Source organism: Streptomyces sp. NBC_00316 (assembly GCF_036158715.1).
GTDB lineage: Bacteria > Actinomycetota > Actinomycetes > Streptomycetales > Streptomycetaceae > Streptomyces.
On sequence record NZ_CP108023.1, the window covers coordinates 2,177,234 to 2,201,554 of the forward strand.

The 24,321-nt window shown below is 67.6% G+C and carries 16 protein-coding genes and 1 pseudogene; 7 read left to right on the forward strand and 10 right to left on the reverse strand.

Annotated features, from left to right (window positions below; translation table 11 throughout):
* Nucleotides 1-85 precede the first annotated feature (85 nt).
* From OG878_RS09585 to ngcE, 5 genes are all read right to left on the reverse strand, one after another.
* Nucleotides 86-1,201 carry a sugar ABC transporter substrate-binding protein gene (locus OG878_RS09585; protein WP_328886391.1) on the reverse strand — a complete coding sequence of 372 codons (1,116 nt, stop codon included), beginning with the start codon at nucleotides 1,199-1,201 and terminating at the stop codon, nucleotides 86-88.
* A 120-nt stretch (nucleotides 1,202-1,321) separates the two neighbouring features.
* Nucleotides 1,322-2,521 (reverse strand): ROK family transcriptional regulator, encoded by a 1,200-nt coding sequence (locus tag OG878_RS09590; protein WP_328886392.1) that lies wholly within the window; start codon nucleotides 2,519-2,521, stop codon nucleotides 1,322-1,324.
* A 390-nt stretch (nucleotides 2,522-2,911) separates the two neighbouring features.
* On the reverse strand, nucleotides 2,912-3,847 hold the full coding sequence (locus OG878_RS09595; protein ID WP_328886393.1) for a carbohydrate ABC transporter permease: 936 nt from the start codon (nucleotides 3,845-3,847) through the stop codon (nucleotides 2,912-2,914).
* A gap of 14 nt (nucleotides 3,848-3,861) precedes the next feature.
* Nucleotides 3,862-4,794, reverse strand: a complete 933-nt coding sequence (locus tag OG878_RS09600; protein ID WP_328886394.1) for a carbohydrate ABC transporter permease — start codon at nucleotides 4,792-4,794, stop codon at nucleotides 3,862-3,864.
* 36 nt (nucleotides 4,795-4,830) lie between these two features.
* Nucleotides 4,831-6,276, reverse strand: coding sequence for an N-acetylglucosamine/diacetylchitobiose ABC transporter substrate-binding protein (ngcE, locus tag OG878_RS09605; protein WP_328886395.1), 1,446 nt, complete (start codon nucleotides 6,274-6,276; stop codon nucleotides 4,831-4,833).
* A 493-nt stretch (nucleotides 6,277-6,769) separates the two neighbouring features.
* Between ngcE and OG878_RS09610 the strand changes: the two genes are divergently transcribed.
* Nucleotides 6,770-10,618 (forward strand): GH92 family glycosyl hydrolase, encoded by a 3,849-nt coding sequence (locus OG878_RS09610; protein WP_328886396.1) that lies wholly within the window; start codon nucleotides 6,770-6,772, stop codon nucleotides 10,616-10,618.
* A gap of 318 nt (nucleotides 10,619-10,936) precedes the next feature.
* Entirely contained in the window at nucleotides 10,937-12,565 is a 1,629-nt protein-coding gene (locus OG878_RS09615) for a transposase (protein ID WP_328886397.1), read from the forward strand.
* A gap of 6 nt (nucleotides 12,566-12,571) precedes the next feature.
* On the opposite strand, the pseudogene OG878_RS09620 reads toward OG878_RS09615, so the two are convergent.
* The 4 genes and pseudogenes from OG878_RS09620 to hemC form a co-directional block, all read right to left on the reverse strand.
* Nucleotides 12,572-13,443 (reverse strand): annotated as a pseudogene (locus tag OG878_RS09620) (lytic polysaccharide monooxygenase auxiliary activity family 9 protein); the annotation flags it as partial.
* Between the two features lie 173 nt (nucleotides 13,444-13,616).
* Nucleotides 13,617-14,264 (reverse strand): histidine phosphatase family protein, encoded by a 648-nt coding sequence (locus OG878_RS09625; RefSeq protein WP_328886398.1) that lies wholly within the window; start codon nucleotides 14,262-14,264, stop codon nucleotides 13,617-13,619.
* Between the two features lie 175 nt (nucleotides 14,265-14,439).
* A complete protein-coding gene (locus OG878_RS09630; protein ID WP_328886399.1) occupies nucleotides 14,440-14,940 on the reverse strand; it encodes a DUF1203 domain-containing protein in 501 nt (166 codons plus the stop codon).
* A 137-nt stretch (nucleotides 14,941-15,077) separates the two neighbouring features.
* Nucleotides 15,078-16,013, reverse strand: a complete 936-nt coding sequence (gene hemC, locus OG878_RS09635; protein WP_328886400.1) for a hydroxymethylbilane synthase — start codon at nucleotides 16,011-16,013, stop codon at nucleotides 15,078-15,080.
* A 426-nt stretch (nucleotides 16,014-16,439) separates the two neighbouring features.
* Here hemC and xylA point away from each other — a divergent pair, with 426 nt between their 5' ends.
* The 5 genes from xylA to OG878_RS09660 all read left to right on the forward strand — a co-directional run bounded on the left by xylA (nucleotide 16,440) and on the right by OG878_RS09660 (nucleotide 21,390).
* A complete protein-coding gene (xylA, locus tag OG878_RS09640) occupies nucleotides 16,440-17,609 on the forward strand; it encodes a xylose isomerase (RefSeq protein ID WP_328886401.1) in 1,170 nt (389 codons plus the stop codon).
* Between the two features lie 463 nt (nucleotides 17,610-18,072).
* Entirely contained in the window at nucleotides 18,073-18,924 is an 852-nt protein-coding gene (locus OG878_RS09645) for an FG-GAP repeat domain-containing protein (RefSeq protein WP_328886402.1), read from the forward strand.
* A gap of 109 nt (nucleotides 18,925-19,033) precedes the next feature.
* Nucleotides 19,034-19,948 carry an FG-GAP repeat domain-containing protein gene (locus tag OG878_RS09650; RefSeq protein ID WP_328886403.1) on the forward strand — a complete coding sequence of 305 codons (915 nt, stop codon included), beginning with the start codon at nucleotides 19,034-19,036 and terminating at the stop codon, nucleotides 19,946-19,948.
* A 95-nt stretch (nucleotides 19,949-20,043) separates the two neighbouring features.
* Nucleotides 20,044-20,319: a hypothetical protein gene (locus tag OG878_RS09655; RefSeq protein ID WP_328886404.1), complete on the forward strand. Its 276-nt coding sequence runs from the start codon at nucleotides 20,044-20,046 to the stop codon at nucleotides 20,317-20,319.
* A gap of 132 nt (nucleotides 20,320-20,451) precedes the next feature.
* Nucleotides 20,452-21,390 (forward strand): FG-GAP repeat domain-containing protein, encoded by a 939-nt coding sequence (locus OG878_RS09660; protein ID WP_328886405.1) that lies wholly within the window; start codon nucleotides 20,452-20,454, stop codon nucleotides 21,388-21,390.
* A 90-nt stretch (nucleotides 21,391-21,480) separates the two neighbouring features.
* Here the strand turns inward: OG878_RS09660 and acnA are convergent, their stop codons facing one another.
* Nucleotides 21,481-24,195: an aconitate hydratase AcnA gene (acnA, locus tag OG878_RS09665; protein WP_328886406.1), complete on the reverse strand. Its 2,715-nt coding sequence runs from the start codon at nucleotides 24,193-24,195 to the stop codon at nucleotides 21,481-21,483.
* Nucleotides 24,196-24,321 lie beyond the last annotated feature (126 nt).

A 24,321-nucleotide genomic window follows, 5' to 3' on the forward strand; every position in this document is an offset into this window, starting at 1 on the left:
TTTCAGCGGGCTTGCTGCCGGTGCGCGGTCGACTCGCCTTGCGAACAAGGCGAGTGCCCGACCGCGCTCGCGGCGGGGGCGCGGCCTACTTCAGGCCGAGCTTGTCGCAGGCGGCCTTGTAGTTGGCCGTGCAGATCTCGTCCAGCGTGTAGACGCCGTCCTTGAGGACGGTGTCCTTGATGTTGTCCTTGGTCAGCGAGACGACCGGGACCAGGAACGTGGGAACGCCCTTGTTGGTCGGGCTGTCGACCGTGGAGGTGGCGATCGAGTCGAGCTTCTTGCCCTGGGCCAGCGCCACTGCCATCGAGGCGGCGGCCTCGCCCTCGGGGCCGTACGGCTTGTAGACGCTCATGAACTGCTCACCGGCGACGATGCGCTGCACACCGGCCAGCTCGGCGTCCTGACCGGTCACCGGCGGGAGCTTGGCGAGACCGGCGGCCTTGAGGGCGGTGATGATGCCGCCCGCCATGCCGTCGTTGGCGGAGTAGACGCCGTCGATCTTGCCCTTGCCGAGGGCCGAGATCGCCGCCTCCATGTTGGCGTTGGCGTTCTCCGGCTTCCACTCCTTGGTGTCGTACTCCTTGCCGACCTTGACCTTGCCGTCGAGCTCCGCCTTGGCGCCCTTCTTGAAGAGAGCGGCGTTCGGGTCGGTGATCGCGCCGTTCATCATCACGATCGTGCCGCCGTTGGCCTTGGAGCCCATGGCCTCCAGCAGGGCCTTGCCCTGGACGTGGCCGACCTCTTCGTTGTCGAAGGAGGTGTAGGCGTCGATCGGGCCCTCGGCGAGGCGGTCGAAGGCGACGACGGGGATGCCCGCGTCCTTGGCCTTCTTCACGGCGCCGGCTATGGCCTTGGAGTCCACCGAGTCGATGATCAGCGCATCGACCTTGTTGGTGATCATGGTGTCGACCTGCTGGGTCTGCACCGTGGCGTCCTGCTTGGCGTTGGCGTAGATGACCTTCGCCTTGCCGCCGGTGAGCTCGCCGATCTTCTTCTCGATGATCGGCCGGTCGAACTTCTCGTACCGGGCCGTCTGGTTCTCGGGAAGGAGCAGACCGATCTTGAGATCGTTGCCCTTCTTCGCGGAGTCGGTGTCCGTGGCCTTGTCGCCGGACTCCTTGGCGCTGCCGCAAGCGGCGAGCGAGACAGCCATCGCGGTGGCGGCAACGGCAACGGCGGCACGACGCATACGCGTGTTCATTCTCGAACCTCCCTGACGAGGCCGCGACGTTGCGGCCGAGGTGGCTGGAAGTCAACTCGGCCGCAGCCCCGACGTCAAGGAGTAAATTCTTAACGAGATGACAACGGTGCCATTCGTTATCTAAGTGAAGGCAGGAGTCGCCGTCGTCAGAGTGCTCTCCAACAGGGTCGAATCGCCCATCTCGCTCAGTACGAGAGCCAGCGCACCGAGCACCTCCGCCCGTGCGCCGAGCGCCCCGGGAAGGACCGAGAGCTTCCTGGCGGCACTGGGAATGGCGTAGCGCGACACCGAGTCGCGGATCGGCGCGAGCACCAGTTCGCCCGCCTCGGCGAGGGAGCCGCCGAGGACCACCCGGCTGGGGTTGAGCAGGTTGCACAGGTTGGCGACGCCGCTGCCGATGTGCCGCCCGACGTCCCCGATCACCCGGCGGCAGCCCGGATCGCCCTCCCGGGCCAGCTGGACCACCCGCTCCATCGTGAGATCGGGCCCGTGGCTGGGCTGGAGCAGGGGCAGGACGTACCGCGCGGCCGTGAAGGTCTCCAGGCACCCCCGGTTGCCGCAGCGGCACACAGGGCCCGATTCGTCGAGCGTGATGTGACCGATCTCGCCGGCCGTGCCGCCGGGTCCGCGGTAGATGTGCCCGTCGATCACCAGCCCGGCGCCGACACCGCTCGCGACCTTGATGTACGCGAGGTCCTTGACCCCGCGGCCGCCGCCCCAGACCAGCTCGCCCAGCGCCCCGAGGTTGGCGTCGTTGTCGACGTACACCGGCACACCCAGCCGCGCGGCCAGCTCCTCGCTGGGATTGATGCCCGTCCAGCCCGGCAGGATCGACGTGGAGCCCAGCGTGCCGGACTCCACATCGATCGGACCGGGAACGCCGAGGCCGACGCCGATCACCTTGTCCGGGCTGATCCCGGTCGATTCGATCAGCCGCTTGACCAGCTGTTCCGCCCGTCCGAAGCCCTGCGCCGACGAGGCGTCGACGTCCAGTGGCTCGGACTCCTCGGCGAGCACCTGGTGGGCGAGGTTGCCGACCGCCACCCGCAGGTGCGTATGCCCGAAATCGACGCCGATCACGATGCCGGCGTCGCCGCTGAGAGAGACGCTGCGGGCCCGGCGGCCGCCCGCGGACGTGGGGGTCACCTCGACGGTGCCGCCGTCCTTGAGCTCGCGGACGATGTTGGAGACGGTGGCCGCGGAGAGGCCTGTACTCCTGGCGATCTCCGCCTGGGTGAGCGAACCCGCCATACGCACGGCGCGCACAACCCGCTCAAGGTTGGCGCGATGCAGAGATGTCTGCGACCCGGGAGTCTCCATCGACTCTCTCACTCCTAGCGGTTTCTCTAACATGTGAACTCTAAGCTGAGCGTTTTGGGGCACCACCCGTCAAGACCTTGAGCAGCGGAAGCCTCGGATGAGCGGGCCGCCGGACCCTCCTCACCAGGGAAAACATGGGGCGGGCGTGAAAAAAACAGACGAACCGCCCGCCGGCGTTCGGCCGGCGGGCGGTTCATCTGTGTGCAAGAGGTGCGGCATGTCCGGACATATGTCCAGCGGCCCCGGCCCGGATGGATGTGGCCGATCCCTCCCCTGGACACGCCGACGGCCTGCACAACCCCCACGGGGTCACGCAGGCCGTCGTCACACAGGCCCCCGGATCGGCCGACGGCGTCCGGATGGCGAAGGCCGCCGTCAGGCGGTACGCGGCTACTTCATCGTGCCTGCGGTGAGGCCCGCCTGGATCTGGCGCTGGAAGGAGAGGTAGACGACCAGCATCGGAAGCATGGCGATGGCCACACCGGCGAAGAGCACCGGCAGGTCCGTCGCGTATCCCTGCTGCTGCTGCAGCTGGATCAGGCCCTGGGTCAGCACGTACTTCTCCTTCTCCCCCGAGCTCTGCGGCTGCATCAGGACCGAGGGCAGGATGTACTGGTTCCACTGGCCCAGCACGTTGAAGATGCCGATGCTCAGCAGGCCGGGCTTGGCCATCGGCATCATCACCTGGAAGAAGACCCGGGTGTGCGAGGCCCCGTCGATGACCGCCGCTTCGTGGATCGCCGTGGGCAGCGTCCGGAAGAAGGAGTGCATGAAGAAGACGGTGAACGGCAGGGAGTAGGCGACGTACACCAGGATCAGGCCCTGGTAGGTGTTCAGCAGGCTGAACCGCTGCAGCGTGAAGAACAGCGGGACGAGCGCCAGGAACACGGGGAACATCGCACCACTGACGAAGAAGTAGTAGATGATCCGATTGCCCGGGAACTCGTACCGTGCCAGGACATACGCCGCCATCGCCCCGAAGAGCATCGTCAGCGGCACCGAGAACACCAGCACGATCAGGGTGTTGGCGAAGTAGTCGCCGATGCCCTTGTCCCAGGCACGCCCGAAGACGTCGAAGGACCAGTTCGTCGGCCAGCTCAGCGCCGAGCCACCGATCTGCGCGTCCGTCTTGAACGCACTGAGCAGCAGCCACAACAGCGGCAGGACGATCAGGACGGCCCACAGTACGAGAAAGCCGTGCGAGAAGACATTGAGGGTCATGCCCTCGGTCCGGCGGTCACCGGGCCCCGGTGCCTTCTTCGCAGTCCTCTGCCCGGGAATGCTGTCGTCGACAGCGACCGACGGTTCCTTGATGGGTGTACTCATTGCTTGACTCCCGCTCAGAACTCGATGCGCTCACGGCGGGTGGCACGCAGCGTGATGACGGAAATGATCATGGTCAGGATGAGCATCACGACGCCCATCGCGCAGGCGTAGCCGCTCTTGCCGAAGTACAGGAAGTTCCGCATCAGCACCGTCGCCATCACTTCACCGTGATGGTCGGGGCCGCCACCGAAGCCCGTACCCGGCGTCATGGTCGACGCCAGGACGAACATGTCCATCGCCACGATGCCGAGATAGACCCACGCGGTCTGTACGGAGTCCCAGAGCAGCGGAAGCGTCACCCGGAAGAAGGTCTGGGCGCGGCCGGCCCCGTCCAGCAGGGCGGCCTCGTAGATCTCCTTCGGGATGGACTGCATCGCCGCGGAGAAGAGCACCAGATAGAAGCCGACCCCGTGCCACACGATGATGACCATCAGGCACCAGAGCACGAGCTTGGGGTCGTTCATCCACTCGATGGGGCTGTCCGCGTCGACCAGCCCGAGCTTCATGAGGAGCCCGTTGAGCAGGCCTCCCTGGTCACTTCGGTACACCGCCTGGAACAGCACCGCGAGGATCGCGAGCGACAGCACCTGGGGGAAGAAGTAGATGATCTTGTAGAAGCTCGAACCCCTGACGCCGTGCACACCACCGGAACCGCCCCGGCCGCCCGCGTTCACCATGAAGGCGAAGAACAGGGCGATCAGGATGGTGAAGACCGGGATGAACACCAGGAGCAGGATGTTGTGCCAGAGGGCCGTACGGAAGACATCGTCGTGGAACAACGCGGTGTAGTTGTCCAGGCCGACGAAGTCGAAAACCGGTGACTGTCCGGACCAGTTGGTGAACGAGTACCCGAAGGTCTGGATGTACGGCCAGATCACGAAGATCAGATACAACGCCAGCGGTGCGAGAAGAAATCCCGCGATGAATCTGTACTGCCCTTTTCGCATGACATCCTGCCCCTGGTTTTACGGCGAGCGCCGAGATCAGTCGCGGTGGTTCTGCTTGCTGGCCGGGTCCTTGGCAGCCTTGTCCACGGCGGCCTGCGCACGCTTCAGCCACTCGGCCGGCTGGATGCGCTTGGACATCAGCTCGTTCGACGCGTTCTGGATGGCGACGTCCATCTCGCTGTACCAGCTCGGGTAGAGGTAGTTGAAGGAGTTGGCATCGCCCGCCGCCTTCACCGCCTCGACCGTGGACTGGGTGCCCGGACGCAGCTGGACGCTCGGGTCGACACCGTCCTTCAGGATCGTCAGCGAGTTCGCCTCCTTGGCGAAGCTCGTCGACCACTCCTTGGAGAGCATCATCCGCATGAACTCCTGCGCCTCGGGCAGGTTCTTGGCCTTGGAGGGGATGATGAACGGCTCACCGGAGCCGGCCCGGATCGCCTCGAAGGGAAGCTTGCTGCCCGGCAGCAGCGGAATCGGCAGGAACTTCATGTCGAAGTCCGCCGGCGTCTGCTTGAGCTGCTCGTTCTCCAGCCAGGAACCGGAGGGGATGAACACGGCCTTGTACTGGTTCCAACGGGTCTGCGACTCGGTGTGGGTCAGACCGTTGGTACCCGGCATCAGCAGGCCCTTCTCGACGATCTCGTAGACCGCCTCGATGGACGCCTTGGCCGCGTCGCTGCCGACGAACGCCTTCGGGTCGAGGTTGTCGATCGCCTTCATGGCCTCGAGACCGCCGGTCTTGGCGATGAGGTCCATGATCAGGATGTTGATGTAGTACGGGAACTTGCCCTGGTGAGCCAGACCGCCGATGCCATCGGCCTTGGCCTTCTTGCAGATCGAGAGGAAGTCGTCCCACGTCTTCGGCTCGGCCCAGCCCTTGTCCTTGAAGAGCTTGCCGGAGTACCACAGACCCCAGACCGTGTAGACATAGTTGAGGGCGACGACCTTGCCACCCTGCAGGCCCTGCTCGACGGTGCCGGCGATCAGGGTGTCGCGGACCTTCTTGGACGGGTCGTCGACCGACGGGGCATCGAGCACCGGGGCGAGATCGAAGAGCTGGCCGCCCTTGAAGAGGACGTCGAGCTTGATCTGCTGGGCGCCCGAGTCGTCGATGACGTCCGGCGGGTTGCCGCCGTTGAAGCGCGGCTGCAGCTTGCCGGTGATCTCCTGGGTGCCCAGGTGCGTGGTCTTGGTTCCCCACTTCTTGTCGAACAGCGCTTCCCAGGCCTTAGCGTAGTCGTCGCCGTAGCCGCCCTTGAAGACGACGACCTCAAGGTTTCCGCCCTTGTTGACGCCGAAGGGGTTGTCCTTGGTGACCGAGCCCTTCTTCTCTTCCTTCGCATTGTCCTCGCCGCCGCCGGACGCACAGGCGGAGAGGAAGCTCATCGTCGGAACGGCGATCAGGCCGAGCGCTGCGGAGCGCTTGATCAGATCGCGGCGACCGAGGCCGCCGTTGTCGCTCTGCGCAGAGGTGGATCCCATGCTCAAGTCCTCGCCTTCTCCAGGACTCAGGCGGTGTACCGGTCACCCGTCGATATCGCCTCAGGCGAAGGGCCCCGCCACCGCGGTCAGTTGCGCTTGGTCATGCAGATGTACCGAATTGCCTGGTGCAGTGGGGGTATCGGGAGACCGTACAGCGAGGCCATCGATTTGTGGCCCGCAGCCGTTCCCCCACCCCCGCGTCCGCGCCCGTGTGAAGCGGCTGTGCAGATGCCCACAGGTATAGTCCACTTGTCGCCAACTGATCAAGATCGAATACAGGTTTGATCGGCAGTCTTTCCCGAGTTGAGACCTCGCGGATACATGGGCCTCGCGCGACCTCCTCCAGGTGTAACAGTTTCCGCAATCCGGTCGATTCGCCCGGCTATTCCCAGCCAACACCCTTGACACATCGCGCCACTTGCCTCCCTACTGGATCCTGCACATCGCCCTGACAACGTTGTCCAGTGCGCTTCCTCGGGAGGAATGGCTCGGCATGCAGCCCCGACATGGTTCTCGTAAGAGACAAAACCGTACGGCCGCACTCATCGCGGCTTCACTGGTCCTGGTGGTGACCGCCCCCACCACGGCCGCCGCGCAGTCGGCAAGGTCTGCCGGAAAGGGTGAAAAGCCCACGGGCGACCAGACATTCAGCTCATCGTTCGAAGCGAACGAAAAGCAGCCGGACTGGCGCAACACCGTTGAAGAGGGACCGGACGGGAAGAACCGGGCATCGGGTATCGACGGCGGCTTCTCCGCCGGAATACCGGGCAACGTCACGGACAAGGTCACGGATCTTCGCGCCAGCAGCGAGAACACCGGCGGCGGCGAGGTGAAGGAGAACCTGATCGACGGGGAGTCCTCCTCGAAGTGGCTGACCTTCGAGTCCACCGGCTGGATCGAGTTCGACCTCGACGAACCGGTCAAGGTCGTGACATACGCGCTCACTTCGGCCAATGACCACGACGAGCGCGATCCGAAGGACTGGACCCTCAAGGGCTCCACCGACGGCAAGACCTGGACCGACCTCGACTCCCGGACCGACCAGTCCTTCTCCGAGCGCTTCCAGACGAAGTCGTACGACTTCTCGAGCGACACGGCCTACCAGCATTTCCGCCTGGACATCACGAAGAACAAGGGCGGCTCGGGCATCACCCAGCTCGCCGACGTCCAGTTCTCCGACGGCGACACCAGCACCCCCGCCCCCGAGGAGATGCGCAGCCAGATCGACCGCGGCCCGTCCGGCTCGCCCACCGCCAAGGCCGGCGCGGGCTTCACCGGAAAGAAGGCCCTGCGGTACGCGGGCACGCACAAGCCGGACGGCCACGCGTACTCGTACAACAAGATCTTCGACGTCGACACGGCCGTCACCCGGGACACCGAACTCTCCTACCTGGTCTACCCCCAGATGGGCGAGACGGACCTCTCGTACCCCGCCACCCATGTGTCGGTCGATCTCGCCTTCACCGACGGCACGTATCTGAGCGACCTGGGTGCCACCGACAGCCACGGCGGTCTGCTGACCCCGCAGGGCCAGGCCGACGCCAAGCGGCTGTACGTCAACCAGTGGAACAAGGTCGCCTCGCGCATCGGCACGGTCGCGGCGGGCAAGACCGTCGACCGGATCCTGGTGGCGTACGACTCCCCCAAGGGCCCGGCGAAGTTCCAGGGCTGGATCGACGACATCAAGCTCGCCCCGAAGGCCCCGGAGAAGCGGCGCGCTCACCTGTCCGACTACGCGTCGACGGTCCGCGGCACCAACTCCAGCGGCGGCTTCTCGCGCGGCAACAACTTCCCCGCCACCGCGGTCCCGAACGGCTTCAACTTCTGGACGCCGGTCACCAACGCCGGCTCGACGAGCTGGCTGTACGACTACCAGCGTGCCAACAACGACGACAACCTGCCCACGCTCCAGGCCTTCAGCGCGAGCCATGAGCCGAGCCCGTGGATGGGCGACCGGCAGACGTTCCAGCTGATGCCGTCGGTGGCCAAGGACGAGCCGGACGCCTCCCGCACGGCGCGCGCGCTGCCGTTCAAGCACGAGAACGAGACGGCGAAGCCGCACTACTACGGTGTGACGTTCGAGAACGGCCTCAAGGCCGAGATGACGCCGACCGACCACGCGGCGCGGATGCGGTTCACCTACCCCGGTGACGACGCGTCCGTCGTCTTCGACAACATCTCCAACGACGGCGGGCTCACCCTCGACCCGGGGACCAGCTCCTTCACCGGCTTCTCCGACGTGAAGAGCGGCCTCTCCACCGGCGCCACCCGGCTCTTCGTCTACGGCGTCTTCGACGCACCGGTCACCGCGAGCGGCAAGCTCAAGGGCGGCGCCGGTGACGACGTGACGGGCTACCTCCGCTTCGACGCCGGCAAGGACCGTACGGTCAACCTCCGCCTGGCCACCTCGCTGATCAGCATCGACCAGGCGAAGCAGAACCTCGCCGCGGAGATCCCCGCGTCCCGCTCCTTCGGCCGCGTCGAGGACCAGGCGCAGCACGCCTGGGACGACATCCTGGGCAAGGTGGAGGTCGAGGGCGCCGACGCCGACCAGCTGACGAGTCTCTACTCCAGCCTGTACCGCCTGTACCTCTACCCGAACTCGGGCTTCGAGAAGGTCGGCGGCAAGGACCAGTACGCCAGCCCGTTCTCGCCGCAGATCGGCTCCGACACCCCCACCCACACGGGGGCGAAGATCGTCGACGGCAAGGTGTACGTCAACAACGGCTTCTGGGACACGTACCGGACGACGTGGCCCGCGTACTCGTTCCTCACTCCGAAGAAGGCCGGCGAGATGGTCGACGGCTTCGTCCAGCAGTACAAGGACGGCGGCTGGATCTCCCGCTGGTCCTCCCCCGGCTACGCCGACCTGATGACCGGCACCTCGTCGGACGTCGCGTTCGCGGACGCCTACGTCAAGGGCGTGAAGTTCGACGGCGAGGCGGCCTACGAGGCGGCGCTGAAGAACGCCACGGTGGTTCCGCCGTCGTCGGGTGTCGGCCGGAAGGGCATGGAGACGTCGCCGTTCGCGGGTTACGCAAACACGTCGACGCATGAGGGTCTGTCCTGGTCGCTGGAGGGCTACCTCAACGACTACGGCCTGGCGCAGATGGGCCAGGCGCTCTACAAGAAGACGAAGAAGGAGCGGTACAAGGAGGAGTCGGAGTACTTCCTGAACCGGGCCCGCAACTATGTCGAGCTGTTCGACTCCAAGGCGGGCTTCTTCCAGGGCAAGGACGCCAAGGGTGACTGGCGGGTCGCCTCCGACAAGTACGACCCGCGCATCTGGGGCTACGACTACACGGAGACGAACGGCTGGGGCTACGCGTTCACGGCCCCGCAGGACAGCCGCGGCCTGGCGAACCTGTACGGCGGCCGCGACGGCCTGGCCAAGAAGCTCGACACGTACTTCTCCACCCCCGAGACGGCGGGCCCGGAATTCGTCGGCTCGTACGGCGGTGTCATCCACGAGATGACGGAGGCGCGTGACGTCCGGATGGGCATGTACGGCCACAGCAACCAGGTCGCGCACCACGTCACCTACATGTACGACGCGGCGTCGCAGCCCTGGAAGACCCAGGAGAAGGTCCGCGAGGTCCTCAGCCGCCTCTACACCGGCAGCGAGATCGGCCAGGGCTACCACGGTGACGAGGACAACGGCGAGCAGTCGGCCTGGTACCTCTTCTCCTCGCTCGGCTTCTATCCGCTGGTGATGGGCAGTGGCGAGTACGCGATCGGCTCGCCGCTCTTCACGAAGACGACCGTCCACCTGGAGAACGGCCACGACCTGGTGGTCGAGGCTCCGAAGAACAGCGCGAAGAACATCTATGTGCAGGGCCTGAAGGTCAACGGCAAGAAGTGGACGTCCACGTCGCTGCCGCACGACCTGCTCGCCAAGGGCGGCGTCCTCGAGTTCGACATGGGCGCCAAGCCGTCGGCGTGGGGTACGGGCAAGGACGCGGCCCCGACGTCGATCACCAAGGACGACCAGGTGCCGTCGCCGAAGAAGGACGTGCTGAAGGGCGAGGGCGCCCTGTTCGACAACACGTCGGCCACGACGGCGACCGTGAACGGCCCGGTGGAGCTGCCGGTGCCCGCATCGACGAAGGCGGTCCAGTACACGCTGACGTCGGGCGCGGCGGCGAAGGCCCCGAAGGGCTGGGTGCTGCAGGGCTCGTCGGACGGCACGACGTGGAAGGACCTGGACAAGCGGTCGGCGCAGTCGTTCGCGTGGGACAAGCAGACGCGGGTGTTCTCGGTGAGCACGACGGGAACGTACGCGCACTACCGCCTGGTGCCGGAAGGTGAGGGAACGCTGGCGGAGGTGGAGCTGATCTCCTGACCTCCGCACACCTGTGAACGGCCGGTACCTCGGGTGAGGTACCGGCCGTTCGTTCATCCCACGGTGCAGTCGAACTGTGTGGCCGGATCCGGCTCCCCGCCCGAGGAGACGTATCCGAAGGTGGCGGATTCACCGGGATCGAGGGGTTGTGAGCTGCTGTCGGTTTGCTGCATTGAAGTGAGTTGTAGCGCGCGGGAGTGAGTCCTGTGGGTGGGTTTGTGGGGGTGGGAACGGGGGTTCTGGGGCCGAATGGGTGACCTTGGCGGTTGTTGCTCGTTGGCTGGGTGGCGGGGGTGCGGCCTGGGTGGGGGTGATGTGGTGGGTGGTGTGCGGGCGTTGGCCGTGTCCTTCGTGGCGCCTGGGCCTTGCGGGGTGGCGGTCCGGGATCGTCTCAAGCACCTGACCGCCCAGGACGAGGGGGTGCTGCGTGCGGTCGGTGCGCATCAAGGTGCGCTGGCATCCGGTGATCTCAAGGCCCGCTGTGCGGATGGTCTCGAGCACGGTGCAAAGACCTGGGCAGAACGTAAGCGGGACCTTACGAAGGAGTCGTCGTCGCGGATCGCGGGTGCGATCACCAAGGCCACACACGATCAGTGGGCGCTGGCGCGCCGTTGCCAGGCGGCGCACATCCAGAACCTGGCGGCCGGGATCAAGACGCTGCGGCACCGGCTGTCCCTCCCGATCGGGGAGAAGGGCACCAAGCGTGCGGCGGGTGGTTACCGGTCGGAGGGCGAGTGGTTCCGCAAGTCCCGCCGGCTCGCGGCACTGGAAGATCGGCATGCTGCTGCTGTTGCCGACTGGCAGGCCGGACGGGTGCGGGTGGTACGGGGTGGCAAGCGTCTGCTGAACACCCGCCACCACCTCGCCGAGGCCCGTCTCACCGAAGACGAGTGGCGACAACGGTGGGAGGCGGAACGCTGGTTCATCGCTGCCGATGGCGAGTCGGGCAAACGGTTCGGGAACGAGACGATCCGCGTCACCCCGGACGGAGAAATGTCCATCAAACTGCCTGCCCCGCTCGCGCACCTGGCCAACACCCGGCACGGCCGGTACATCCTCACCGCCCGCATCGGGTTCGCGCACCGGGGTGCGGAGTGGGCCGACCGCATCGCCGCCAACCGGGCCGTGGCCTACCGCATCCACCTCGATGTGGAGCGCGGACGCTGGTATCTCACCGCGTCCTGGCAGCGCCCGGTCGTGAAGACCATCCCGTTGGAGACCGCCCGCGCCCGGGGCATGATCGGCGTCGACACCAACGCCGACCACTTCGCCGCCTACCGGCTCGACCGGCACGGCAACCCGGTCGGTGACCCGCACCGCTTCGGCTACGACCTGTCCGGGACCGCCGGCCACCGCGACGCACAGATCCGCCATGCCCTGACTCGGTTGATCAACTGGGCGGTGCGGGTCGGTGTCGCCGTGATCGGCATCGAAGACCTGGACTTCACGGCTGAGAAGACCCGCGAGAAGCACGGCCGCCGCAAGCGGTTCAGGCAGCTCATCTCCGGCATGCCGACCGCCAAGCTCAAGGCCCGGCTGGTCTCCATGGCCGCCGAACAGGGTCTTGCGATTGTCGCGGTCGACCCCGCCTACACCAGCCTGTGGGGTGCCCAGCACTGGCAAAAACCACTGACCACCCCACACCGCACCATGTCCCGCCACGATGCCGCGGGCATCGCGATCGGGAGACGCGCCCTCGGACACCCGGTCCGGCGTCGGACGGCACCGCCCCCACACGACCGGAGTGATCGTGCGAGGCATCGGACCGCCCAGGCCGAACCAGGCGCCCGGAGGCGTGAGGGAACCCGCCCACCCACCACGGACCGGCCCCCCAAAGGGCCGTCGCCGAGCGGGAAGCGAAAGCGGGAACCCAGCGCATCCAACACCGTTCGGGATGCGCCCAGTACGCAACAGTGGGTCCAAGACTCACTCATGCGCACTGGCTAGGAACGGTCCGTTCCAGTCCGCGTTGTGGACCATCACGTCCTGTCCCTGGGCGGTCATCGCGCCGTTCCAGAGGCTGTCGACGCGTTGGCCGTCCGGCTGCGTCCAGCCGACCATCCAGCCGAGCATCGGCACGTCGCCGGTGTTGGTGACGGTGACCTCCGACTGGTAGCCACCCGTCCAGCTGTTGGTGGTGCGCTGGACCGCGGTGCACAGACCCGGCGGCGGCTCGGTCGGGGTGGTCGGCTCCTTGACCCCCGTCACCTCGCCGTTTCCACCGTCGAAGACGACGTCGGAGCAGGAGTAGAAGGTCTCCTGGCTGTCGGAGCGCCGCCAGACCACATAGACGATGTGGCGGCCCTCCTTGCCCGCCGGAAGGGCGCCGGACCAGGAGTAGTTGGCCTCGACCGTGCCCGGGGTCCCGTTCAGCGGCGGATGGTCGACGGTGAGAAAGGGGGTGTCCTCCATGTCGTCCCAGGTGAGCGTCTTCGTCGGGTCGAAGCCGTCCTTGGTCATGTAGACGTAGAACGAACCGGGGTGTGCGGCCCAGGCGTTGTACGCGAAGTCGACGGTCGCACCCGAGGCCAGGTGGTGAGCGGCCAGTCGTCCCGGGGCTGGTTGAAGCCGGTGAAGTTCGGGTTCCCGCCGCTGCACAGCTCGCCGTCGGGCACGAAACCCCGGGTGCGCCCCGCGCCGTCGGAGCGGAGCACCGAGAACCAGTTGTAGAAGGGGGTCGTCCCGCTCTGCTACGCCGCGGCCGCACAGGCGGGGTTGACCGGTCTGATCTCACCGGTGCCGGTCAGCGCGTCCTGCCAGCACAGGAAGGTGCGGTTGCCCGGCTTCATGGGCGTGCCGTGCGTCTCGGCGCGCTGCCCGGTGGATCACGATGTACGTCCCTTCGCTTCGGGTGTGCGGGTGGACGGACACGGAGGCTTGGGAGCGCTCCCACTTTCACTACGGGAGGCTAGCGCGCTCCCGAATCCCTGTAAACGCCGGGCGCCGCACGGGCATCTCTCACCCCGCCTCGGACGCCCCCGGCGTCACACTCCCGGGATCAGCCGGTCGGCTCCGGCGGCTCCGGTGCGGCCACATGGAAGAGACTCTCGGGGAGCGCCACGTTCAAGGCGGTGATGACGGGATTGCCGTGCTCGGTTCCGAGCCGGGAGACAGCCCCTGTGGCGAGCTGGAACAGGGTGCCGCTCGCAGGATTCAGCCCCAGATAGCGGGCGGTGAGCACGCGCAGGAAGTGGGAGTGCGCCACGAGTGCGATGTCGGCGTCCCCCACCGTTTCGGCGGCTGCCCGGACCTCGGTGAGCACCCGGTCGGCCCGCTGCCCCACCTGGGCCGGTGACTCCCCCGGATGCGCCTCGGGGCCGGGGGTGACACCGTCGGTCCACAGGTTCCAGGTGGGCCGGGTGCGGTGGATCTCGACGGTGGTCACACCCTCGTAGCCGCCGTAGTCCCATTCACGCACGTCGGGGGTGATACGGGGAGAGGTGAGCCCGGCAAGTTCAGCAGTGCGCCGGGCGCGCAGGGCCGGGCTGACCAGAGTGAGCCCGATCTTCCGGTCGGCGAGCAACGGCACAAGGGCGCGGGCCTGACGCTCACCGAGGTCGGTCAGCGGCAGATCGGTATGGCTCGTGTGCCGCCCGGACCGGGACCACTCGGTCTCGCCGTGCCGGATCAGAATCAACTCGCCCATGCGTGCCGTCCGTTCTCTGTGCTCTGCGCGTCCCCCCTCCTCTGCGTAGGTTACGTGTCCACCGAGGGGGGCCGTTGAGCCGTTCCCGGCTGCGTCGGCCCCGTGTCCACCGGTCCGACCGGACGGCTTCCCGGTCCGGGGCGTCCTCCGACCGGCACAGAGGTGGCGGTCGCTCCTACCCGCGGCGTATCTCCACCATGAAACAGCCGAACTCCACCGCGCGGACGTGCACCAGTTCCACGGCCGGGTCGGCGAAGACGCCACGCAGCGTGCTGTCCACCTCGGCGGCCCGTTCCGCGGGGATCTCGATCAGCGTGCCACCGAGGATGCGCCCCTCGGCATTGTACGCACGCAACACCCGGCGCCCGCCGTGCAGTTCGGCCGGGTAGCGTGGACCGGAGGTCTGCCCGCTGCATTCGTCGGCATGGATGAACACAGGGCCGCACTCGTCGTACGGGCCCGGGTCGGCACCGGTCTCGGCCGCCCAGCGGCGCAAGGGCGCGTAGGAGACAAGGACGATCCGCTCGCCGGCCTCGCTGTGTCGCAAACAGCAGCGCAGCGGGGCACCGCCCTGCGGATCGATGACGGACTGCCGAGCGAGACCGGCGTCGTCCCGCTTGCGCAGCTGCTTCAGTACGGCAGCGTCGATGGCGCGCGCCTCATGAGTCGTGTTCATGACCCCAGCGTCGCCAGGCACTCGTCCCTGCGCTGGCGGGAATCAGACGTCGCCCTGAACGGGCGGGGAGCCCGAACAGCGGCGCAGCGGGCGGGCCGGTTACCGTCGACGCCGCAGCTGCCGGTGGCCGGCCCGGTTCAGTGCGGGATGCCGTCGATGAGTTCGCGGGCGCCCTGACGCAGAAGAGCAACCGCGACCGACGTGCCGAGCGTGGCCGGGTCCAGGCGGCCGGCCCACTCGTGCGCGTTGAGGACCACCTTCCCGTCCGGTGTGAAGACCTTCGCCCGCAGCGACAGTTCGCCGCTGCCGTCGGTGCGGGCGTATCCGGCGATGGGGCTGTTGCAGTGGCCCTGCAGCACGTGCAGGAACATGCGCTCCGCAGTGGCCTCGCGGTGGGTGGCGGGGTGGCCGAGGCCGCTGATCGCGTCGATCAGTTCCGTATCGCCCTCACGGCACTGGAGGGCGAGGATCCCGGCCCCGATCGGCGGGCACATCACATCGACCGGCAGGACTTCGGTGATCACGTCCGTGCGGCCGATGCGTTCCAGTCCGGAGACGGCCAGGAGCAGCGCGTCCGCGTCTCCTGCGGCGAGCTTGTCCAGGCGGCGGTTGGCGTTGCCCCGCATAGGTACGCACTGGAGGTGCGGGTGGGAGGCGGCGAGCTGGGCGCTGCGCCGTACGGAGGAGGTGCCGATCCGGGCTCCGTCGGGGAGCTCGTCCAGCGTGAGACCGCCGGGGTGCACGAGTGCGTCGCGGATGTCGTCCCGTTCGAGAAAGGCCGCGAAGGTGGTTCCGGCAGGCAGCGGCCGGTCGGCCGGGACGTCCTTGACGCAGTGCACCGCGAGGTCCGCCAGGCCCGAGAGCAGGGCCTCGTCGACCTCCTTGGTGAACGCCCCCTTCCCCTCGACGTGGGCCAGGTCACCCATCCACTTGTCGCCGGTCGTCCTGACCGCGACGACCTCGGTGGCGGTGCCGGGAAGGAGCGCGGCCAGCTCGGTACGGACGCGCTCCACCTGGGCGAGCGCCATGGGCGAGTCGCGGGACACGATGCGGATGATTTCAGGGGCGGACATGGCGCCCACGATAGACCTTCGGATGCGGGTGTCCGCGCGCACGCCGCGAACCCATGTCACGAGAGGGGCAGGCCAGTTGGGGCCGCTCGGGCACACGTACGAAGCCCTGGCCGGCCGCCGCGGCCCGCGTGAGCAAGGAGAGGGCCGCCACTCCTGCACCGCTCCGCCCTCCCTCGCGTCCCGATTTTGGTCGGACACAAAACAAATCCGTCCGGGATGCCGAACAGGGAAGAGGGCGACTCGCCGATCCACCTCATCCGGGCGCACCAGGAGTCGGTCGATGCCACCATGTTGCCCCTATGTGACTGATGTGTCACGGAGACGGTCTGGCACCAGGAGCCGAGATGCAGTATTAGTACTCTCAGCAAACAAATTGGTCGGTCGGCGGTGCAGCCGTCCGGGCCCTCGTCGACAAGAGGCAGATTCATGTCGGACCGTTTCACCCCCACCTCCGCGGACAAGTTCACCTTCGGTCTCTGGACCGTCGGCTGGCGCGGCAACGACCCCTTCGGTGACGCCACCCGTCCCGCGCTCGACCCGGTCGAGTCCGTCGAGCGTCTGGCGGAGCTCGGTGCGCACGGTGTGACCTTCCACGACGACGACCTGATCCCGTTCGGCTCCTCGGACAGCGAGCGCGCCGCGATCATCACGCGCTTCAAGGACGCCCTGGACCGCACCGGTCTGAAGGTCCCGATGGCCACGACGAACCTGTTCACGCAGCCCGTGTTCAAGGACGGCGGCTTCACCTCCAACGACCGCGAGGTGCGTCGGTACGCGCTGCGCAAGGTCATCCGCAACATCGACCTCGCCGTCGAGCTCGGCGCCGAGACCTACGTGGCGTGGGGCGGCCGTGAGGGTGCCGAGTTCGGTGGCTCCAAGGACGTGCGGGTGGCGCTGGACCGCATGAAGGAGGCCTTCGACCTCCTCGGTGAGTACGTCGTCGAGCAGGGTTACGACCTCCGCTTCGCGATCGAGCCGAAGCCGAACGAGCCCCGCGGCGACATCCTTCTGCCGACCGTCGGTCACGCCCTCGCGTTCATCGAGCGCCTGGAGCGCCCGGAGCTGTACGGCGTGAACCCCGAGGTCGGCCACGAGCAGATGGCCGGGCTGAACTTCCCGCACGGCATCGCGCAGGCGCTGTGGGCGGGCAAGCTCTACCACATCGACCTCAACGGCCAGTCCGGCATCAAGTACGACCAGGACTTCCGCTTCGGCGCCGGCGACCTGCGCCAGGCGTTCTGGCTCGTCGACCTGCTCGAGACGTCCGACTACGCGGGCCCGCGCCACTTCGACTTCAAGCCGGTGCGCACCGACGGCTTCGACGGGGTCTGGGAGTCGGCGAAGAACTGCATGCGCAACTACCTGATCCTCAAGGAGCGCGCCACCGCGTTCCGCGCCGACCCGGCCGTCCAGGAGGCCCTGCGCGCCTCCCGCCTCGACGAGCTCGCCCGGCCCACCGCCGAGGACGGCCTCAAGGGCCTGCTCGCCGACACCACCGCGTTCGAGGAGTTCGACGTGACGGCCGCCGCCGAGCGCTCGATGGCGTTCGAGGCGCTCGACCAGCTCGCCATGGAGCACCTGCTCGGCGTGCGCTGACCGCTCCGGTGTGTCCGGTGACTGCGGTCCGCCGGACACACCCCACCCCGCTCCACCCCGCCCGGGTGCGGACCTGCCAGGTCCGTGCCCGGGCGTTCGCACATGTGCGTGCGACGCAGCCCGTCGGGCCCGTGCGCCCCGATGCACAGCGCGCCCGCGCGCCGGCCCCGGCCTGCGGGGCCGGCGATCACTCCGGGACGTTACGGACGAGTTGTACGGAATCCACACGTCGACCGCCGTCGGGTGAGGGCGCCGACCACTGCCCGACGAGGTCTTCCGGCCCCGCTTCGGCCTGTCCGGATCCGCCAAGGACCGGTGCCTCAGGCGCAGATGCGGCCTTGATCGTATCCAGGGAAACCCATTGACCTGTGAGGGAACCGTGAAAGGATCCTCCGGAAATCCGTGGCGTGTCCCGTTGTCCGGACACACGCCACGACTCGTCTCAGCAGTATGGAGAAACCACGTGGCCAAGACTTCTGGCCGTCGGCACGGACGCACCGCCGTCCGTCTCGCCGCTGCCGCGATAACCGCGGCCCTCGTCGGCACCGGCACCTCCGCGTTCGCTGCCACGCCGGGCGACGCGCCCCTGTTCGGACTGACCGGCCTCAACAGCGCCGGCGCCTCGTACTACTACGCACCCAACGGCACCGGCGGCCTTGAGGGGCCCGTCGCGTTCGACTCCGGCTGGAAGGACGTGACGTACGTCGGCCGGGTGGACAACAACGCCGACAGCATCGCCGACGGCCGCTGGCAGACCGACAGCAAGGGCAATCTGCTCTACGCCGCCGACGACAACTCCGCAGCCAAGAACGTCGGTCACGGCTGGGGCATCTACAACAAGCTGCTCTCCGCCGGCAATCTCGGCGGCGCCGAGGCAGGCGACTTCCTCGGCCGCGACACCGCCGGCTACCTCTTCCTCTACCTGGGCTACGGGGACGGCACCGTCACCAAGCGCTACACGGTCGGCGGCGGCTGGGGCGTCTACACCCAGCTCGCCGGCAACGGCGACCTGACCGGTGACGGGAAGAACGACATCGTCGCCCGCGACAAGTCCGGGGTCCTCTGGCTGTACAAGGGCACGGGCAACTACAAGGCCCCGTTCGCCGCCCGCACCAAGATCGGCACCGGCTGGAACACGTACAACACCGTATTCGCTCCCGGTGACATCGACCTGGACGGCGTGACCGACCTGATCGGCCGGGACGCCACGGGCGCCCTCTACCTCTACGCGGGCACGGGCAACGCCGCCGCCCCGTACAAGTCGCGGGTCAAGATCGGTACGGGCGGCTGGAACACATACCGTCTGTTCTTCTGATCGAAATGGCATGTTTCTCACCCGAAATGGTGACACCATTCGAGTGAAACATGTGGCCCGCCTGCGCTCGCGGGCGGGCCACAACTCATCTCGATCCATGGAGTACTTCGTGGCCAAAACCTCTGGCCGTAAGCGCAGACACATAGCCGCTCGCGCAGCGGCCGCGGCACTCACCGCCGCCCTCGTCGGAACCGGTACCTCCGCGGTCGCCGCCGACTCCCCGAACGCTCAGCCCTCCCTGGGCGCCGGCGTCGCGCAGCCCAGCGCGGCAGCAGCCGCCGCCGCTGCGACCGCCCCGATCTTCGCCCTCTACGGCATCGACTCGACCGGTGCAGCGTACTCGTACGCGCCCACCGGCCAGGGTGGCCTCACCGCCCGCGTCAAGGCCGGTTCGGGCTGGCAGCCCGTCAACTCCGTCCTGCAGGTGGACAACGGCGGTGACGGGGAAGCGGACGGCATCTGGTCCCGCGAGGGCTCGACCCTCTACTACCAGAACTTCGACGTCACCACCCCGACCAAGGTCGGCAGCGGCTGGAACATCTACAACAAGCTGGTCTCCCCGGGCAACCTGGGCGGCGCCGCCGCGAGCGATCTGCTCGGCCGCGACAGCAGCGGCAACCTGTATCTGTACCTGAACTACGGCAACGGCAAGCTGACGGGCCGTTACAAGGTCGGCAGCGGCTGGAACATCTACAACCAGATCGCCGGCAACGGCGACCTGAGCGGTGACGGCAAGAACGACATCGTCGCCCGCGACTCGGCCGGAATCCTCTGGCTGTACAAGGGCACGGGCAACTACAAGGCCCCGTTCGCCGCCCGCACCAAGATCGGCGCCGGCTGGAACACGTACAACTACCTCATCTCCAGCGGTGACCTGAACCTCGACGGCAAGACCGACCTCATCGCGCGCGACAAGGCCGGGGCTCTGTGGAGCTACCAGGGCACCGGTAACGCGGCGGCCCCGTACAAGGCCCGCGTGCAGATCGGTACCTCCGGCTGGAACACCTACCGCCTCATGTTCTGAGCCGTCCGGTAGCCGGTAACACCCCGTGCACAACGAAGGGCCGCACCCCCGTCACCGGGGATGCGGCCCTTCCGCCGTGGTGCGCCGATCCCTACGTGCGCACCACGATCGGTACCGGCTGGAACGCGTACAACACCGTGTTCACCCCCGGTGACATCGACCTGGACGGCGTCACCGACCCGATCGGCCGGGACGCCACGGGCGCCCTCCACCTCTACGCGGGCACGGGCAACGCCGCCGCCCCGTACAAGTCGCGGGTCAAGATCGGCACGGCGGCTGGAACACCTACCGCGTCATGTTCTGATGCGGTCACCGGTCCGACCGTCGACCTGGTCCGGCCCGCTTCTTCGGTGACAAATCCCGACGGATGAGGCATTCCGCGCCCTGCCCCTCGCAAACAGGTTGGCCGGTGTAGATCTCAGGGAGCGATGCTGAGAAGCTGTGGTCCGCCGTGCCGGTCCGGCACGGCGGACCACAGCAGAACCACATACATGGAGAACTACGTGGCCAAATTTTCTGGCCTCAAGGGCACGGGCTTCATTTCCCGTGCCACGGTCGCGGCGATAACCGCCGCTCTCGTCGGCACGACCACCGGTGCGGTGGCCGCCGACAACCCGCAGGGTGCCGCTGAGGCGGCGGCGTCCGCAGGGACGTTCCAGTCGGCCCCCGCCATGGAGGCTGCGCCGCTCGCCGCCACCACGTCGGCCGCCGCGGAGGTCCGCGCCCTGGAGGCCGTCTCCGGCTCCAACCTGTACTTCTACGAGCCGAACGGCTCGGGCGGGTACAACGCTCGCGAGCTGCTCACCAGCGACTGGGGCGATGTCAAGAACGCCCAGCAGGCCGACAACGACGGCGACGGTGTCGCCGACGACCTCTGGGTATGGACCACCGACGGCTACCTGGGCTATGCGTCCAGCGAGGCCGATGCGGGCATCACCGTCGGCGGTGGCTGGAACATCTACAACAAGGTGCTCTCGCCGGGCAACCTCGGCGGTGCCGCGGCTCCGGACATGATCGCCCGTGACTCGGCCGGCACCCTGTGGATCTACCTCGGCTACGGCAACGGCAAGCTGACCGGCCGCACCAAGGTCGGCAGCGGCTGGAACATCTACAACCAGATCGCCGGTGTCGGCGACCTGAGCGGTGACGGCAAGACCGACATCGTCGCCCGCGACACGGCCGGCGTGCTCTGGCTGTACAAGGGCACCGGCGACTACAAGGCCCCCTTCTCGGGCCGCACCAAGGTCGGCAGCGGCTGGGGCGTCTACAACACCCTCGTGGGCGTGGGCGACCTGGACGGGGACGGTCTGAGCGACCTGATCGCCCGTGACAGCTCCGGCGCGCTGTACCGCTACTCGGGCACCGGCAACGCCGCGGCCCCGTACAAGGCGCGCGTGAAGATCGGTGCCGGCGGCTGGAACACCTACCGCCTCATGTTCTGATCCACACCCGTGTGACAGCACGAACGGGCCGCGCCCCTCGAAGAGGAGCGCGGCCCGTTCCGCGTTTCTACCGGTTGCCGGCCGGACGGATCAGCCGCGGATCAGGCTGCGGAGCACGTACTGCATGATGCCGCCGTTGCGGTAGTAGTCCGCCTCACCGGGGGTGTCGATGCGGACGACCGCGTCGAACTCCACACCGGTGTCGGTGGAGACCTTGACCGTGCGCGGCGTGGTGCCGTTGTTCAGCTCGGTCACGCCGGTGAAGGAGAAGGTCTCCTCGCCGGTGAGGCCGAGGGCCTCGGCGGTCGCGCCCTCCGGGAACTGGAGCGGGAGGACGCCCATGCCGATGAGGTTCGAGCGGTGGATGCGCTCGTACGACTCGGCGATGACGGCCTTGACACCGAGGAGCGCGGTGCCCTTGGCGGCCCAGTCGCGGGACGAGCCGGAGCCGTACTCCTTGCCCGCCAGGATGACCAGCGGGACGCCGGCGGCCTGGTAGTTCTGCGAGGCGTCGTAGATGAACGACACCGGCGCGTCGGCCTGGGTGAAGTCGCGGGTGAAACCACCCTCGGTGCCCGGGGCGATCTGGTTGCGCAGGCGGATGTTCGCGAAGGTGCCGCGAATCATGACCTCGTGGTTGCCGCGGCGCGAGCCGTACGAGTTGAAGTCGCGGCGCTCGACGCCGTGCTCCGTCAGGTACTTACCGGCCGGGGTGTCGGCCTTGATCGCACCGGCCGGGGAGATGTGGTCGGTGGTGACCGAGTCGCCCAGCTTGGCCAGCACGCGAGCGCCGGTGATGTCGGAGACCGGGGTGGTCTCCATCGTCATGCCCTCGAAGTAAGGGGGCTTACGGACGTACGTCGACTCGGCGTCCCACTCGAAGGTGTTGCCGGTCGGGATCGGCAGCGCCTGCCACTGGGCGTCGCCCGCGAAGACGTCCTGGTAGGACTTGTTGAACATGTCCTCGCCGATGGAGTTGGCGACGACGTCGTTGACCTCGGCCTCGGTGGGCCAGATGTCCGCGAGGAAGACCGGCTTGCCGTCCTGGTCGATGCCCAGGGCGTCCTTGGTGATGTCGACCTTCATCGAACCGGCGATGGCGTACGCGACGACCAGCGGCGGGGACGCCAGGTAGTTCATCTTGACGTCGGGGTTGATCCGGCCCTCGAAGTTGCGGTTGCCGGAGAGCACCGAGGTCACAGCCAGGTCGTGCTCGTTGACCGCCTTGGAGACCTCCTCCGGCAGCGGGCCGGAGTTGCCGATGCAGGTGGTGCAGCCGTAGCCGACGAGGTTGAAGCCGACCTTGTCGAGGTACGGGGTCAGGCCCGCCTTGTCGAAGTAGTCGGTGACGACCTTGGAGCCCGGGGCGAGCGTGGTCTTGACCCACGGCTTGCGGGTCAGGCCCTTCTCGACCGCCTTCTTGGCCACGAGCGCGGCGGCGACCATGACGTACGGGTTCGAGGTGTTGGTGCAGGAGGTGATCGCGGCGACGGTGACGGCGCCGTGGTCGATCTCGTACGTCGTCCCGTCGGGGGCGGTGACCGTGGTCGGACGCGACGGCACGCCGTTGGTGGTGGCCGGGGAGTCGGAGGCCGGGAAGGACTCCTTGCCGGACTCCTCGTCCTCGGAGACGTAGTTGCGGACGTCCTGCGCGAACTGCTCCGCGGCGTTGGCGAGAACGATGCGGTCCTGCGGGCGCTTCGGGCCGGCGATGGAGGGGACGACCGTGGAGAGGTCGAGCTCCAGCTTCTCGGAGAAGTCCGGCTCGGCGGCCGGGTCGAGCCACAGGCCCTGCTCCTTGGCGTACGCCTCGACGAGCGCGACCTGCTGCTCGTCACGGCCGGTCAGGCGCAGGTACTTCAGCGTCTCGTCGTCGATCGGGAAGATCGCGGCGGTGGAGCCGAACTCCGGCGACATGTTGCCGATGGTGGCGCGGTTCGCGAGGGAGGTGGCGGCGACGCCCTCACCGTAGAACTCGACGAACTTGCCGACGACGCCGTGCTTGCGGAGCATCTCCGTGATGGTCAGCACGAGGTCGGTGGCGGTGGTGCCGGTGGGCAGCTCGCCGGTCAGCTTGAAGCCGACGACACGCGGGATGAGCATGGAGACCGGCTGGCCGAGCATCGCGGCCTCGGCCTCGATGCCGCCGACGCCCCAGCCCAGCACACCGAGGCCGTTGACCATGGTGGTGTGCGAGTCGGTGCCGACGAGGGTGTCGGGGTACGCCTGGCCGTTGCGGACCATGACCGTACGGGCCAGGTGCTCGATGTTGACCTGGTGGACGATGCCGGTGCCCGGGGGGACGACCTTGAACTCGTCGAAGGCGGTCTGGCCCCAGCGCAGGAACTGGTAGCGCTCCTTGTTCCGGCCGTACTCCAGCTCGACGTTCTGCGCGAACGCGTCGTTGGTGCCGAACTTGTCCGCGATGACGGAGTGGTCGATGACCAGCTCGGCCGGCGCGAGGGGGTTGATCTTCGCCGGGTCGCCGCCGAGCTCCTTCACGGCCTCACGCATGGTGGCGAGGTCCACGACACAGGGAACGCCGGTGAAGTCCTGCATGATCACGCGGGCCGGCGTGAACTGGATCTCCTGGCTGGGCTGGGCCTGGGAGTCCCAGCCACCGAGCGCCCGGATGTGGTCGGCGGTGATGTTCGCGCCGTCCTCGGTGCGGAGCAGGTTCTCCAGCAGCACCTTCAGGCTGTAAGGCAGGCGCGCGGAGCCCTCGACCTTGTCCAGCTTGAAGATCTCGTACGACTCGTCGCCCACGCGCAGCGTGCTGCGGGCGTCGAAGCTGTTCGCCGACACGACAGTCTCCTTCATCAATGTGCGCGTACTACCGCGCCGCGCCTCATTACGGCGGGCGCCGCGTGGTGCCGCCTACGGCTCCTCCACCATCCGCTAAGGTAAGGCTTAGTTAGGTAACCCTTACCG

Bases quoted from the DNA above. Each gene is read 5' to 3' on its own strand.
- OG878_RS09595 (WP_328886393.1), bottom strand. From the start codon at position 3,847: ATGAGTACACCCATCAAGGAACCGTCGGTCGCTGTCGACGACAGCATT.
- ngcE (WP_328886395.1), bottom strand. From the start codon at position 6,276: ATGGGATCCACCTCTGCGCAGAGCGACAACGGCGGCCTCGGTCGCCGC.
- OG878_RS09590 (WP_328886392.1), bottom strand. From the start codon at position 2,521: ATGGAGACTCCCGGGTCGCAGACATCTCTGCATCGCGCCAACCTTGAG.
- hemC (WP_328886400.1), bottom strand. From the start codon at position 16,013: ATGTCCGCCCCTGAAATCATCCGCATCGTGTCCCGCGACTCGCCCATG.
- OG878_RS09625 (WP_328886398.1), bottom strand. From the start codon at position 14,264: ATGGGCGAGTTGATTCTGATCCGGCACGGCGAGACCGAGTGGTCCCGG.
- OG878_RS09630 (WP_328886399.1), bottom strand. From the start codon at position 14,940: ATGAACACGACTCATGAGGCGCGCGCCATCGACGCTGCCGTACTGAAG.
- OG878_RS09600 (WP_328886394.1), bottom strand. From the start codon at position 4,794: ATGCGAAAAGGGCAGTACAGATTCATCGCGGGATTTCTTCTCGCACCG.
- OG878_RS09610 (WP_328886396.1), top strand. From the start codon at position 6,770: ATGCAGCCCCGACATGGTTCTCGTAAGAGACAAAACCGTACGGCCGCA.
- xylA (WP_328886401.1), top strand. From the start codon at position 16,440: ATGTCGGACCGTTTCACCCCCACCTCCGCGGACAAGTTCACCTTCGGT.
- OG878_RS09585 (WP_328886391.1), bottom strand. From the start codon at position 1,201: ATGAACACGCGTATGCGTCGTGCCGCCGTTGCCGTTGCCGCCACCGCG.